The organism is Novosphingobium sp. AAP93, assembly GCF_001296055.1.
Classification (GTDB): Bacteria; Pseudomonadota; Alphaproteobacteria; order Sphingomonadales; family Sphingomonadaceae; genus Novosphingobium.
Map to the genome: position 1 here is coordinate 1 of NZ_LJHZ01000081.1, position 14,144 is coordinate 14,144.

16 protein-coding genes and 1 tRNA gene are annotated in these 14,144 nt (G+C 60.3%); 7 read left to right on the forward strand and 10 right to left on the reverse strand.

Annotation, left to right across the window (positions count from 1 at the left end; translation table 11 throughout):
* The first annotated feature begins 71 nt into the window (after window positions 1–71).
* From IP83_RS13270 to IP83_RS13285, 4 genes are all read left to right on the forward strand, one after another.
* On the forward strand, window positions 72–770 hold the full coding sequence (locus tag IP83_RS13270; protein WP_054122713.1) for a hypothetical protein: 699 nt from the start codon (window positions 72–74) through the stop codon (window positions 768–770).
* A complete protein-coding gene (locus IP83_RS13275; protein ID WP_054122714.1) occupies window positions 767–1,297 on the forward strand; it encodes a hypothetical protein in 531 nt (176 codons plus the stop codon). Before IP83_RS13270 ends, IP83_RS13275 begins: the two co-directional genes overlap by 4 nt.
* Window positions 1,294–2,343, forward strand: coding sequence for a restriction endonuclease (locus tag IP83_RS13280; RefSeq protein ID WP_054122715.1), 1,050 nt, complete (start codon window positions 1,294–1,296; stop codon window positions 2,341–2,343). Before IP83_RS13275 ends, IP83_RS13280 begins: the two co-directional genes overlap by 4 nt.
* A 215-nt stretch (window positions 2,344–2,558) precedes the next feature.
* On the forward strand, window positions 2,559–5,429 hold the full coding sequence (locus IP83_RS13285; RefSeq protein WP_231625044.1) for a type I restriction endonuclease subunit R: 2,871 nt from the start codon (window positions 2,559–2,561) through the stop codon (window positions 5,427–5,429).
* Window positions 5,430–5,679: 250 nt separating this feature from the next.
* On the opposite strand, the gene IP83_RS13290 is transcribed toward IP83_RS13285, so the two are convergent.
* The 9 genes from IP83_RS13290 to IP83_RS13320 all read right to left on the reverse strand — a co-directional run bounded on the left by IP83_RS13290 (window position 5,680) and on the right by IP83_RS13320 (window position 11,354).
* On the reverse strand, window positions 5,680–6,054 hold the full coding sequence (locus tag IP83_RS13290; protein WP_156309716.1) for a DUF6804 family protein: 375 nt from the start codon (window positions 6,052–6,054) through the stop codon (window positions 5,680–5,682).
* Between the two features lie 323 nt (window positions 6,055–6,377).
* Window positions 6,378–6,749 carry a hypothetical protein gene (locus tag IP83_RS20295; RefSeq protein WP_156309717.1) on the reverse strand — a complete coding sequence of 124 codons (372 nt, stop codon included), beginning with the start codon at window positions 6,747–6,749 and terminating at the stop codon, window positions 6,378–6,380.
* A 32-nt stretch (window positions 6,750–6,781) separates the two neighbouring features.
* Window positions 6,782–7,219, reverse strand: a complete 438-nt coding sequence (locus tag IP83_RS13295; RefSeq protein WP_054122718.1) for a hypothetical protein — start codon at window positions 7,217–7,219, stop codon at window positions 6,782–6,784.
* Window positions 7,216–7,674: a hypothetical protein gene (locus tag IP83_RS13300; RefSeq protein WP_156309718.1), complete on the reverse strand. Its 459-nt coding sequence runs from the start codon at window positions 7,672–7,674 to the stop codon at window positions 7,216–7,218. Before IP83_RS13300 ends, IP83_RS13295 begins: the two co-directional genes overlap by 4 nt.
* Window positions 7,675–7,838: 164 nt before the next feature.
* Window positions 7,839–8,081 (reverse strand): hypothetical protein, encoded by a 243-nt coding sequence (locus tag IP83_RS13305; RefSeq protein ID WP_054122720.1) that lies wholly within the window; start codon window positions 8,079–8,081, stop codon window positions 7,839–7,841.
* A 30-nt stretch (window positions 8,082–8,111) separates the two neighbouring features.
* Entirely contained in the window at window positions 8,112–8,534 is a 423-nt protein-coding gene (locus IP83_RS13310; protein ID WP_054122721.1) for a terminase small subunit, read from the reverse strand.
* Window positions 8,535–8,551: 17 nt separating this feature from the next.
* Window positions 8,552–8,686, reverse strand: a complete 135-nt coding sequence (locus tag IP83_RS21035) for a hypothetical protein (RefSeq protein ID WP_255352078.1) — start codon at window positions 8,684–8,686, stop codon at window positions 8,552–8,554.
* A 286-nt stretch (window positions 8,687–8,972) separates the two neighbouring features.
* Window positions 8,973–11,141, reverse strand: a complete 2,169-nt coding sequence (locus IP83_RS13315) for an AAA family ATPase (RefSeq protein WP_054122722.1) — start codon at window positions 11,139–11,141, stop codon at window positions 8,973–8,975.
* 12 nt (window positions 11,142–11,153) lie between these two features.
* Window positions 11,154–11,354: a helix-turn-helix domain-containing protein gene (locus IP83_RS13320; protein WP_054122723.1), complete on the reverse strand. Its 201-nt coding sequence runs from the start codon at window positions 11,352–11,354 to the stop codon at window positions 11,154–11,156.
* A gap of 595 nt (window positions 11,355–11,949) precedes the next feature.
* Between IP83_RS13320 and IP83_RS20300 the strand changes: the two genes are divergently transcribed.
* Window positions 11,950–12,132, forward strand: coding sequence for a hypothetical protein (locus IP83_RS20300; protein WP_156309719.1), 183 nt, complete (start codon window positions 11,950–11,952; stop codon window positions 12,130–12,132).
* Window positions 12,133–12,240: 108 nt separating this feature from the next.
* Here IP83_RS20300 and IP83_RS13330 read toward each other — a convergent pair.
* A tRNA-Ser gene (locus IP83_RS13330) sits at window positions 12,241–12,330 on the reverse strand.
* Window positions 12,331–12,474: 144 nt separating this feature from the next.
* On the opposite strand from IP83_RS13330, the gene IP83_RS13335 reads away from it, so the two are divergent.
* Window positions 12,475–13,533, forward strand: coding sequence for a lytic transglycosylase domain-containing protein (locus IP83_RS13335; RefSeq protein WP_054122725.1), 1,059 nt, complete (start codon window positions 12,475–12,477; stop codon window positions 13,531–13,533).
* Window positions 13,517–14,144, forward strand: a 628-nt coding sequence (locus tag IP83_RS13340) for an RlpA-like double-psi beta-barrel domain-containing protein (RefSeq protein WP_369817028.1), incomplete at its 3' end; no start/stop codon positions are given. The genes IP83_RS13335 and IP83_RS13340, both read left to right, overlap by 17 nt.

Sequence of the window (14,144 nt, forward strand, 5' to 3'; positions counted from 1 at the left end):
GACCTTGAATCAACCAATCACCGTCTGCGCAAGCAATTTAATGGGTCCTGACCCTAAACCCCAACGCCCCCATGAAAGACAGCGGCATCGAATGGCTGGGCGAAATCCCGGTGCATTGGGACGTCGCGCCGCTCAAGCGCATCGCGGTCGTGCTGGCTGGCTATGCATTTTCGGCTGCAGATTTTTCGGCTGATAGCGAAGACTGGCGACTGCTGCGGGGTATCAATCTCTCTGCGAACGGTATCCGCTGGAACGACGACACCGTCTATTGGTCGCGCGAACCCGATGACGGACTTGAGAGTTGGGAATTGAAGGTGGGTGACATCGTGCTTGGGATGGATCGTCCTTGGATCGGTGACGGATTGCGCGTTGCAGAAATCACAGAGAATGATTTGCCCTGCCTTTTGCTCCAACGAGTCGCCGCGATCAGGAGCTACTCAGGGAGCGCAAATGGCTTCATTCTCCAATGCATGCGTCACGAAGCGTTCTTCCATCACTGCGCACCTGAGATGACCGGAGTGAGCGTCCCACACATTAGCGGGGGGCAGATCGAGGCATTTGAGATACCCATCCCTCCCGAAGATGAGATGTTGGCGATAGCTGAATACGTCGAGACGAAGAGCAACGGCTTTGAACGGCTGATCGCCGAAGCTCAATCCGCCATCGCCCTCCTGCAAGAACGCCGAGCCGCGCTAATCTCCGCCGCCGTCACCGGCAAGATCGACGTGCGCGGTCTGGTGCCGCAAGCACCCGAGCTGGAAACCGCATGAGCATCGACAAGATCATAGCCAAGATCCCAAGCATGACGCTCGACGAGCGCAAGAAACTGCGCGCCAACGTCGCGGAGAAGCTCGCCTCAGGCGATCCCCAATGGGTTGATGCAGCCACCAAAGCCCTTGCCGCGCTCGATGCGCAGGCGCTGCACGAAGACAAGGAACTGGTCACCACCGCACAGGCCCTGCCAAAGGCGGAGCGTGTGGTCTTCGCCTTCACGAGAATGCCGCCCACCCCCACGCAGGAGCGGATCATTCAGGTGCTGCTCGATCGCCCCGGCAGCACCAATGCCGAACTCTCTCGCCACCTCGGCTGGAAGGACAATGGCTGGGACCTACACTTCGGCTCGATGTGCGCAGACCGCATGCACCTGCTGTGGCAAGCCGAACCTGCGGTGGTGCGGCCCGGATTGTTCTATTCGGGCATACTCGTGATTTACAACGACGACGACAGCACGTTCGTCATGCGCCCCGAGGCCATCGAAGGCTTTGCCAAGCTTGCCATCAGGAGCAGAACTGCATGACCCGCCTCTGGATCGTTCGTGCCGGTCGGCACGGTGAGCAGGAAGCCAACGCGATCGCGATGGGCAAAGCCATGATCGACTTCAATGAAGTCGGCGATCTGTCACAGTTCGCCGATCGTGCGGCCATCTTGGGTCACCTTGATGAGGTCTTGCCGGCAAGGAGCGCCAACACGCTCAAGAATTTTGCCGCCCAGCTCAACCAGTTTGCCCATGTGATCGAGGTGGGTGACCTTATGGTCCTACCTCGGAAGCTGACCAGTGGCGTGGCCATTGGGGAAGTGACGGGGCCATACCAATATGACCCCAACAGCCCAACTTATCACACCCGCGCCGTCAAGTGGCTGAACGAAGCCATTCCACGCGAAGCCTTCAAACAGGACCTGCGCTTTTCGTTCGGTGCGTTCATGACCGTTTGCGAGATCAAGCGGAACAATGCGGTGGAACGGGTCAAGACCGTGCTCGCGACGGGTAGCGATCCGGGCATCCTCATGGGGCGCCAAGGAACGGCTTCCACGCCTGCTCCTGCAACGGACGACACTGTAGATGCGGCGGAAGCGACGCAGGACATTGAGGACTTGGCGAACCAGCAGATCATTTCGTTGATCAAATCGGAATTCGCTGGGCACGCGCTTGCCGATCTGGTCGCGCAAATTCTCAATGCCGAGGGTTACACGACAAAGCTGTCACCACCCGGCGCTGACGGAGGCGTCGACATTCTCGCCGCCGGTGGGACCCTCGGTCTGGGTGAGGATCGGATTTGCGTGCAGGTCAAGTCCGGCGACGGCGCGGCCAATCATGATGTCGTGTTGAGGTTGATCGGTTCAGTCTCGAACTCCCAAGCCCAGACAGGGCTGCTCGTAAGCATCGGCGGCGTCAATCAGGTCGCCCAGAAGGAGCTCGACAACAATTTCTTCAAGCTGCGCTTGTGGCAGATGGATGAGTTGCTGAAGGCGCTGTTTCGCACCTATGCAGACCTGAAGGAGGAAACCCGCGCAAAGCTGCCGCTTAAACAGATTTGGGTCCCGACGACCGGCGGTGCGGGATGAGCATCCACAAGGAAATCAGCTTCGAGGACGAGATCTGCGCCGATCTCAAGGCTGCCGACTGGCTTTACGAGGAAGGCTCGGCCGCCTGCTACGACCGCGCACGCGCACTCTATCCCGAGGACTTGCAGACCTGGCTGGAGGTGAGCCAGCCCGCAGTGTGGGAGGCACTCACCAAGTCGCATGGGCATGCTGCCATCGACGTTCTGTGCGACCGGGTGCGCAAGTCGCTCGATGATCGCGGCACGCTCGATGTGCTGCGCTACGGGATCGAGATGATCGGCGTGAAGGGCCTCGTCAGCCTCGCCCAGTTCGCGCCGGCTTCGGGGATGAACAGCGCCATCGTCGCGCGGTATGAGGCCAATCGTCTGCGCGTGGTGCGCCAGCTTCGGTATTCGAAAGCGAACGAGAACAGCATCGACCTCGGCCTGTTCCTCAATGGCATCCCCGTCGCCACGGCTGAGCTGAAGACCAACTTCACCCAGACCATCGCCGACGCGATCGACCAATACAAGTTCGACCGGAACCCGCGCGGCGAACCGCTTCTGACGTTCGCAACCGGCGCGCTCGTCCATTTCGCGGTCAGCAACCGCGATGTGATGATGACCACTCGGCTGGAGGGCGGCGCGACCCGCTTCTTGCCCTTCAATCGCGGCAACGACGGCGGCGCCGGCAACCCCACCGACGGCCCCGGCCACCCCACTGCCTACCTGTGGCAGGAAGTCTGGCAGCGCGACAGTTGGCTGGAAATCATCGGCCGCTACATGATCGCCCGGCGCGACAAGAAGAAGCAGATCGGTGGGATTATTTTCCCGCGCTACCACCAGCTCGACGCCACGCGGAAGCTGCGCGCACAGGTAAAGGCCGAAGGGGCCGGGGGCCGTTTTCTGATCCAGCACAGCGCCGGATCGGGCAAGACCAACTCGATCGCCTGGTCCGCGCATTTCCTCGCTGACCTGCACGACGAGAGCGACGCCAAGATCTTCTCCAGCGTGATTGTGGTGTCTGACCGCAACGTGATCGACGCGCAACTTCAGGAGGCGTTGTTCGAGTTCGAACGAACCAAGGGCGTTGTTGCCACGATCACCAGCGACAGCGGCAGCAAGAGCGCGGCGCTGGCGGATGCCCTGGATGCAGGCAAGAAGATCATCGTTTGCACCATGCAGACCTTCCCGTTCGCGCTGGAAGCTGTGCGCGAGCGCGCGGCCACGCAGGGCAAGCGCTTCGCGGTGATCGCTGACGAAGCGCACAGCAGCCAGGCGGGTGAGACAGCGTCCAAGCTCAAGGCCGTCCTGTCGCCAGAGGAACTGGCAGAACTCGGCGACGGCGGCGAGATCTCAGCCGAGGACATTCTCGCGGCGCAGATGGCAGCTCGCGCGGCCAAGGACGGCGTGACCTACGTGGCCTTCACCGCAACGCCGAAGACCAAGACTATGGAGCTCTTCGGCCGGCGTCCGAACCCGGATGCAGCAGCGAGCGAGACCAACAAGCCCGCGCCGTTCCATGTTTACTCGATGCGGCAGGCGATCGAGGAAGGCTTCATCCTCGATGTGCTGAAGAATTACACGCCCTACCGGCTGGCCTTCAAGCTGGCCAATGCCGGCGAGGAGTGGGACGAGCAAGAAGTCGAGAAAAGCGCGGCCATGAAGGGCATCATGCGCTGGGTCCGCCTCCATCCCTACAATATCGCCCAGAAGGTCCACATCGTCGTCGAGCACTTCCGCGAGAACGTGGCGCCACTGCTGAACGGCAAGGCGAAGGCCATGGTCGTGCTTGGCAGCCGGGTCGAGGCCGTGCGCTGGCAGATGGCGATCGATAGCTACATCAAGTCGCAGGGATACAAGATGAGCACGCTGGTCGCCTTCTCGGGCGACATTGCCGACCCAGACGGCACCGGCGAGCCACTCACGGAGACCAGTGCGAAGCTCAATCCCACGCTCAAGGGGCGGGACATCCGCGAGGCGTTCACCGACGAGGATTGCAAGATCCTGCTGGTGGCGAACAAGTTTCAGACTGGCTTCGACCAACCGCTGCTGTGCGGGATGTATGTCGACCGTCGGCTCGCGGGGATCCAGGCGGTGCAGACGCTGTCGCGCCTCAACCGGGCATATCCGGGCAAGGACACGACCTACGTTCTGGACTTCGTGAACAGCTCGGAAGAGGTGCTTCAGGCGTTCCGGCAGTATTACGAAACCGCCGAGATCGAGGCATCGACCGACCCCAACATGATCTTCGACCTGCGGGCGAAGCTCGACGCATCTGGCCATTACGACAGCTATGAGGTGGAGCGGCTGGTCGAAGTGGAGATGGACCCCAACGCCACGCAGGGTCAGCTGATAGCAGCCCTTGAACCAGTGGCTGAGCGCCTGCTGGTTCAGTTCAAGGAGGCCACCAATCGGCTCAAGGCCGCGCAAGCCAACGACGACAAGAGCGGCGCGGACAGCGCGCGAGATGAGGTCGATGCGTTGGTTCTCTTCAAGAACGATATGGGCGCCTACGTCCGCCTATACACGTTCATGTCGCAGATCTTCGACTACGGCAGCACCGACGTTGAGAAGCGCTTCATGTTCTACAAGCGCCTGATCCCGCTCCTCCAGTTTGGGCGTGAGCGTGAAGGCGTCGACCTTTCAGACGTCAAACTCACGCATCACAGCCTCAAGGATCAGGGCGAACGCGATCTCACGATCGCAGGGGGCGACAAGCCGATGCTTGGTCCCATCACAGCTGCTGGGTCAGGCAGTGTGCAGGACAAGGAGAAGGCCCTCCTCGCCGACATAATTGCTAAGGTGAACGACCTGTTTGAGGGCGAGCTGACCGATGATGACCAACTCATCTACGTAAACAACGTTCTAAAGGGAAAGCTGCTCGAGTCCCGGGCGCTGCGAATGCAGGCACAGAACAATTCAAAGTCGCAATTTGCCGCATCACCGACATTGGCCAACGAAATCCTCAACGCAGTGATGGACGCGCTGACGGCGCATGAGGTCATGAGTTCGCAAGCCTTGAACAGCCAGAAGGTAAGGGATGGCCTGAAAGATATCTTGCTTGGCCCTGGACAACTCTACGAGGCTCTGCGTTCAGCCGAGTGACGAGCCCCAGGAAGAATTGAGAGCAGTCGAGTGCATCGACCTTCTCGGGGCCTGCTGCGGACCATAGCGCCTAATTCCGGACCGTCGCAGATCAGATCAAGCGGATTGACCTGCATTCAGCGCAACATGATGCCTTAGCGTTCACCTTTATCTCCGGAAGGCGTTGGATCTGTGGAATTTTGATCAATCCACATATGGCAGATAAGCACAGCGCCAGCGAAGGTCACAAAGCCCCAGAAGATCCTCACGATCACAACGAGTGCGCCCAGCGTCGCTTCGCAATGAGCCATGCAACAGCAAACAGCGGGATCGTGGCAAGATTGATGACCTGCCAGTCGGCGCGCTCGAGATGGACCCTGATCACGGGGTTGTAAAGAATAGCCACCAGCGCGAGAGCTGTTGCCATCCATGCGCCGCGAGATTGCCACGAGTGGTATGCGCACAGCCCAGCTGCGCCGCAGACCACGAGCCTAAGGAACTGGTAGTAGCCGTAGGGAAGCGAGGCGATTGCCGCGAGAAGCAGAAGCCCCGCCGGGACCACGTACACGGGCAAGGGCAACGGCGGTAGCGCCGAACCTGCCGCCTCGGGCGCGCCGCTTCCCCGTTGACCTGGCCTGTCGATCATAGCCCGCCTCGATTGCAGGTCGCCGTCGGCGACATACCCGGATCGTGGATCCCTCTTGCAGGTCTATCACGGCCGCCGGCCATAGCCAGCATTCATCCACGGTCGCAGGGCAAGTGCATCTTGCCAGACGCAGCGAGGTCGCGTTCAGTCCCCGCATGGACTGGCAGCGCTTCGACAAGATTAATGACTTCCACCGCCACGACTGCGAGCATAAAGCGCCCTCATCGAGCTGATCGCCAGCCTGCGAAGATTAGCAATGAGCAAAAAAACGCCCGCCGTCTTCGACGCGGCGGTTGCCTTATCTGTTCACGGCCGACAAGTAGCTAGGCTTCCTGTCCATTCACTATAATTGCTGGCGCTAGCTGCTTTACGGAAATTTGCCACTCGCCGATCTCTGCTTCATTATGCAATAGCTGCACCTTGAGCGTGCCTGGTCCTGTAATCACTAGGCCATGTAGGCCAAGCATAGAGCGGTGTATATCGGCACCTTGATAATTCACCAAAATAGGGGCGTCCAAAACCGTCTGATCCCCTAGTGAAACTCTAATTGCGCAGGAGCCTTCGTCGTCCTCGCCGTCTTCCTTTTTTGTGATAGCAAGCACGCTAAAAAGCGGAATTAGAAAAGGAAATTGCGGTGAAGAAAGTTCGTCGTGTATGTTAATTAGGCTAACCCTGTTGGTGTTGGCATCCAGCAAGGTTGACTCCGCGCAGGCTAGAAGAATTGTCTTCATGAGGCCGCGAGTTCGATAACTCTGTAGCTCGAAGCCGACTGTGTAGGAGCGGCAGGCTTCACTGTCACCGTGACAGGCGCAACAATCGTCGACACAGAAGTTGGGCGAACTTGCTGGACCAGACTGTCAGCCACCGGCTTGTACCAGCGATAGCTCTTGCCGTCCAAACACGCAGCTTCCATCATTGCCGTTCGATTCTGCTTCAGCGCCAATGCGATGAGCAAAACGAGCGGCAAAATTCGATCCTCGAAATCGAGAGGCAGGCGCTCCAGCCGTTCTTTGATTTCGGCAAGGATTGTGTCGGCTGAGTTCTTTAAGTGCAGCTTCACAATTTCCGGGTCGGACCGCAGATTGCGAACGATATACATCGGCGTATTCGCGGTCATGTAGACCGAGCGGGCATTGCCGAGATTAATGCCTTTGAGATCGATCATGCCGTCACCCTGTAATACTCTACATTCGTAGAGACATATGGACAATCGCGGAGAAAATGCACCACTTCGTGAGCCACTCCCCACTTGCTGAGCACCTTGGGCGTCGGGACTAGCGCGGATTTGTCGACGTCCACCACGACTCCGGAATGCTCAATGTCGCCATCTGGCCCAATGTACACCACAATGTCACCGGGCAAAATGTCGGCAGAGGTGATTTTATGATAGGCATCCTGCGTTAAAATCTTCCGAACCTCGGCTGGGTCAACGATCTGTGTCCTGCGCGAACCGAAGGTGAGGCCGTGGCAGTTGTAGGTGTAGCTAACTGCCGTAGGTCGATGCGTGGCACCCAAGAATCTCCCTTTGAGGTCTTGCGCTTCAAGCAACTCGCCCGGCATTGGCGCATCCGTATCGTGGATATTGTCGATCTGGCTCTGCTGGCGTGTGTGCAGATTCAAGCTGACTTGCATGGCGCGAATATGGCGCTGACGGAACGATCGTCAACACAAGCAACCATTTTTTGGCCTGTTGATGGCGGCAAACGACAGATATCTGTTCACCACAATGGAGACTGCTGTACTGCCCAGGACAGACGGAACCTTTATAGAATATTCGGAGAAATTCAGGTCAACCCAGCATAGATCAAGCCGAGAAGAATGAAGATGATTTGCAAGGCTGTCCCGATCGCGATCAGAACGACGCCAGCTAGGCTGGAATTTGATTGTCTTGCGATGGCGCGCCGCAGGTGAGGATTCTCATCCCAATAGCTGTCTCTCATCTCCTGAGAATTGCCCCGACCTGTGACTGCCAATCCATCGGCGTGCTGAGAGCTATCGGTGAAATTCACTGTGATCGTGCGGGGCATGGGCAAACGTCCTTTGCGGGAGGGGAGGGGTCAGTTCACTGCGCCGGTGCCGGTCATCTGCACGAGCGCCTGGTCGAACTTCTTGATCTGGTCGGCTAGCTCCTCCGCCGACATGTCCTGCAACGGCTTGTCGTCCCGGTGGCCGGCATCCTTGGAGAACAGCCGCGCGGCCTCCCACACGGTGCGAGACGCGCTCACTCGGGCGCTTGCCGCAGCGCCCCTGTCCTGCATGACCTCGACGAGCGTCTTGTAGGCAATGCGCACGCCGTCGGTGTTGATCAGCCGATCCTGTTCCCGCCGGATGGCTTCGATTACGTGAGCCTTGCGCATAAGCCGGTACGCCTCCTGCCCCGGAGAGCCGTATCCGGCGGCGCGCGCCGCTTCCGTGGGAGTGCAGCCCATGGAGACAAAGTGATGGACGAAATGCGCTTGCTGTTCCGTCAGTTGGGCCATGGACTGCACTCCTTGTGTCAGATGATCAGGCTAACTGCCCGGCCGGACGCTTCGACCAGGTGTCGGCCGCGGGCGAATGCGGCCGCGATGGTCTCGCCGGGGTTGACGTAGATCGTGTAGGGGTCGGGGTTCCTCAGGGGTTCGGTCGTCATGCTACTGCTCCGTTTGTCGTTGCCAGTCGTTCGCGGGCTAAAGGCTGAGAGTGAGAGGGGGCCCCTCTTAGGGGGCCCTCCCTCTCTCTTTAGCGGCAATGGTAACCGGTAATGGCGGAAATCAGCCATTTTTCGGCCTCCAGAGCCACCCCCGTTGCCAGCCCTTGGCAACGAGAAAATGGCGGAAATCTGCCGTTTCCAAATTGCCGTTGCCGACTTTGGCAACGTGTTGGCAACCGGCAACGGCAGAACCGACAAACCTCTTATATCACGTGAGATATTGCCACTAAATACCCGTATTAAAGTTATTTACGTGGAGTCCACTGCCATCTTCCGGGTTGGTGACCATCCCGGCGTCGATCGCGGCCTGCACGGCCTTCCGGACCCGTGCCCGAGACCACCCGGCAAGCTCCTCGCACTGCCGGTTGAACAGTTCGCTCGCCCCTGTCCGGTGCACAACTTCACCGGCCTCGGTGAGCCGGCGCAGTGCGTCTACCGCTACCCTGAGATCGCCGCTCTCATCGACCTTGGTGGCTGGGCCCGGCTTGCCGGTCGTCTGTCCGGCGAGCGGCAAGAGCGATAACGTCGACTCGTCCTGTACGAAGAGCCGCTGCTCGAACAGGTCCCCCCACAGCTTGGCGGAGGGTGGGAAGTTGGTTTTGATGACGCCGAGCCCAATCACACCATTTCGGCGCCGGACCATGCCAAAGATGAGACGTGACCGATCCTTGAACGTCTGCGCGCCACGCGGGACTACGCCTCGGATGTCTGTCGGGGCCTTCTCCTTGCCGACGTGATGCGAGACTATGATCGCGCAGTTCTTACGCTCGGCTAGAGCGCAGAGTGGCTTGTAGAACCGGCTGACTGCATCGTTGTCGCTCTCGCCGCCGTCGAGGAACGATCGCACTGGGTCGAGAACGAAAAGGTCGACTCTCGGGATGGCATCGATCTTTGCGACCAATTCCTCGATTGACCAAGGCCCCATGATTTGGACCACGAGACTGCGGCCAAAGGTCGACTCAAACGCCTGTTTTCGGGCAAAGACGATGCTCGCTGGATCCTCGCCAAACGCCATGGCGGCAACACGATTGCCCCAGACCGGCGCTCCGAGAAAGTCAGCGGGATCTTTGGAGATCCGCCCAACCTTGAAGCACAATTCGTGCAAGAGCGTGGATTTGCCGATGCCTTCCTGGCCGCAGACTAGTGTCACAGCGCCGCGGGCTGCGACCCCGTCGACAACCCACTCGACCTCCTTGTTCGTTTCAGGCGTGCCGACGATGCTGTCGTAGAGGAATGGGTCGCCGCCGGTCATCTCAAGGATTTGGACCTGCTGCCTGATGTCGTCCTCTGTGAGCGCAACCCGAGCGAGCCAATCTTCAATCGGCTCCCTGTCATCACGCCAACCCGTCGGCCAGTTCTGATCCAGCCACCACTGTCCGGTTTCATCCTCGTAATTCAGGAACTCGGACCATTGATTGTTTGACTGATCGAACCCGGCATTGCACTTTTGATAGAGCACTTCAGCGCCAATCCGTTGCCGCTGATTGATCGGAACTTTGTCCGAGTACCAATTTAGACTGCCGCGCTTTCCAAACACTTCTGCCTTATCGACATAGGTGCCAGCTAGGTTGAAGCTCTTTGCTTTCAGGTAGCAAAGCGTCGAGAGTGCCGTCGCGTTAAGGTAGGGTACCGCGTCAGTCCTGATGATAGCGTGAAAAGTGAGACCGTCCCCTTTCGCATCCTCGTAGTCCATTTTGGTGAGCGATGGCGTACATATGAAGCCACGCGCAAGGAGGTGTTTGACTACTGGAACCAGTACCGCACCGGAAAACTCTTCCTCGCGAGAGTCGTATTCCGAAACCTTTGTACGCCACTGAGTATTGGTTATCTTCCCATCGTCCCGAAGCTCGGTGAGGTGTTCGGTGTACCAGTAGCTTTCCAGATCCTCATGGGTCACCACCACCCCAGCAGGGTCATTTAGACGCGCGGAGAACTTCACCTTCATCTCGATCACGGTGTACTCCGGAAACCGATCTTCCGTCGGGAGCGGATCGTCGCAATCGTCATCTTCAGCTTCGGATTCATCAGGCTCACCTGCGGCCTCTGAAGGGATTTCGTTTGTGGAGCCGACTTCAGTCGCCAGCGACATCCGCTGCTGCTCAGGAAAGTCCCATGGATAGCCTCGCTCCGGCTCCGGCTCGTCCCAGCCCTGCGGGGCAGGCTGCGCGGCACTCGGCTGCTCGACCTCGGCGGCAGTGCTGAACATCGATACCGCCACTGGCTGCGCTTCGACCGGGGCAGTCTGTGCGGGACTTGTCAGCCACGGCATGGAAGGCCGCTCGGCAGGCGGCTGCGTTGAGAATGGGAACACGTTGGCCGGACGCTGCCCGGCCCCCGCGTCTGGCTTTGCCGGCCCCATCGGCCAGAACGAAAACATGTCGCCGCCGTTGGTCATCGCGGGGCCCCTTCAGCGCACGGCCGGGAGGGCGTTGAGCCACCGGTCCTGCTCTTCGCGGGTCACCAGCACCCGCCGCCCGGCGCGCACGGCGCGGAGCTTTCCTGCGCTGATCTCGCGGTAGATTGTGCGCTCGGAAACGGAGAGCCGCGCAGCCGTCGCCGGGATGCTGTCGGCCTTGCGGTCGGTTGGAAGTGTGGTTGCTGTGCTCATTTAGCTGCCCTTTCTTGTCTGATAGGGCCATGATGAGTCAGGTCCTGACGCTACTCAATCCAGTAATTTGGGGCCGCACACCCGAAAAAAGGGTGTGCTCAAGTAAGGAAACCTGCGGGTGACACACATAGGTCAACCCCAAATTCCGGGCGTATCGGGCACAATTGAGTCGGTATATTGTGCGTTTTTTTCGGTGAATTGAAAGCTCTCCGCAATCGGAGAGCCCGTTTTTGGGACCGCTATTTGCGAAGGGTGAACTTTCAAAATCCGCAAAATTTGTCGAGGCGGGGAGAATAGGTTTTCGGCTCGGCGTTTGGGTACCCCCGGGGGGGTGGGGTCGGCCTCGCCGCCGTTATGCACCCGCCTGCCTTCTGTTCGTCCTCGATCCGCCGGCAGGGCGTCGGCTTCTGTTGGCTTTGTTGGCCTCGCCAACCAGCGCTGTGACAGCGGCCGGGGGCCGAAGAGGGCTAGGGCAAGGATCTCCGCGGCGCTGCCGGTGTTGGCCGTGCTGATTTTGTCAGCCGACCACTATCTCGTAGACAGCGGCGTTTTCATGTTAAGAATAGGGGGCTCCGAACCACACAGGAGCAACGCCATGTCCAATGTGATCCAGTTCCCGGCCGTCGCCGATCGCGCCTCGCGGCGGCTCGATTTTGCCTTGTCCTGCTACGACCTCGAATCGATCATGGAGTTGGCGGTTGCCAGCGAGGTTGCCGAGGTGAGGGAGCGGGCCACGCGCTGGCTTTCAGAAGTCGTCAACGTACGCGTGACGGCTTGACCACCCCGATCAAGGCAACTGACAGAAGCAAGAAATGGGGCCACAAGTGGGGCCCCATTTTTCGCATCGACATAAAGCACTGATTTTAAGGCTTAAAAGCACTATCAGTGGCGGACAGGGTGGGATTCGAACCCACGGTGAGCTTCCACCCACGGCGGTTTTCAAGACCGCTGCCTTAAACCACTCGGCCACCTGTCCGCAGCGCTTTTGTGCGCGAGCAATGCCGATAGCGGGCTGGGCAAGTCTCGCAAGAGGTTTTGCATGGGGGCCTGAGGCACTTCCCACGCAATTCATCGATTGAGGGATTCCCAGCTTGGCCGTGCTGTGCGACTGTCATTCGCGATGCAGTTGCCGATCCGTTTTCATGTTCCACTGACACTGGGTCTTGTTCGGGCCGGGTTTGCCGCGTTGGCGCTGTCCTTGCTGGCGGGGCCGGCCGGCGCGCAGGGCGATGAAGGGGCGGCCGGATTTCAGGGGTATCTCCAGTATCTGGCTGCCAAAGCACGGGCCGAGGGCGTGCGCGAGGAGACCATCACTTCGGTCATGACGGGCCTCACCGAGAACCCCAGGGTCATCGCGCTGGACCGGGCGCAACCGGGTACGTCATCGTCGATCCCCGCCTTTGCAGGCTATCACCGCACGCACGTCGATGCGGCGCGGATCGGTGGCGGGCGGCGGCAGTACCTCGCCTCGGCGGACTATCTCGCCGGGATCGAGCAGCGCTACGGCGTGCCGCCCAAGATCGTGCTGGCGATCTGGGGGCACGAGACGAACTACGGATCCTACACCGGCGATTTCGATCTGGCGCGTTCGCTCGCCACTCTGGCCTATGAGGGCCGACGCCGAGCGCTGTTTGCTGACGAATTCATCGCGCTGCTCAAGATGGTCGACCGGGGCGTGCCGAGAGCCAAGCTGGTCGGCAGCTGGGCCGGCGCCTTCGGCAATCCGCAGTTCCTGCCGAGCGTCTATCTGCGCGTGGCGCAGGATGCTGATGGCGACGGTTTCGCGGACATCTGGGCGAGCAAGCAGGACACGCTGGCCTCGATCGCCAACTACTTCCGCGATGCGGGCTGGCGGCCTGGGGAGCCTTGGGGCGTGGCGGCGGATGTGACCTTGCCGCTGGACCGGCCCGCGCTGGGCACGGCGCTCGCAAGTCCGCGCTGTCCGCAGGTCTTCGCGCGGCATTCGCAGTGGAAGAGCGTGCGCGAATGGAAGGCGCTCGGCGTGGTGCCGCGCGCGCCGACCTTGGCCGATGATACGCTCGCCAGCCTGCTCGAACCCGATGGCCCAGGACAGACCGCCTACCTGCTAACCGGAAATTATCGAGTTATCCTCGATTACAACTGCTCGAATCTCTACGCCCTCTCGGTGGGACTTCTGGCTGATGAAATTGCCCGTTAACACGAACAACGGCGTGCTGGCGCTGGCGATGGTGCTGGCGCTGGGTGCAGGTCTTGCCGATCCGGTGACCGCGCGTGACCGCAAGGCCGCTGCGCCGGACGTGTCGGGGCCGGCCGGCGACTATCCGGTGACCTTGGGCGAACCTTTCGTGGTGGACGAAGTCACCTACACGCCTGCGGACACGCTCAACTATGACGCCGTTGGCAAGGCAGTGGAGATGGGCGCCGATGAAGGCAGGGCCGGGCGGATCAACGGCGCGCACCGCACGCTGCCGGTGCCGAGTTATGTCGAAGTGACGTCGCTTTCGAGTGGCAAGACCATCCTTGTGCGGATCGACCGGCGCGGGCCGATGAGCGGTGATGGACTGGTGGCGCTCTCGCCGATGGCGTGGTCGCAGCTTGGCCTGCAGGGCGATGCCTCGGCGCCGGTGCGCGTGCGCCGGGTTAATCCGCCGGAGCCCGAAAGGGCGCTGCTCCGGACAGGACAGGCCGTACCGCCGCGAATGGATACGCCCCCGGGCTTGCTCGCGGCGCTGCGCCGCAAGCTGGGGCTGGAGCCGCCGGTGGGTGATCTGCCGGTGACCATCCGCCCGGCGGAAGTCGCGGCGGGGG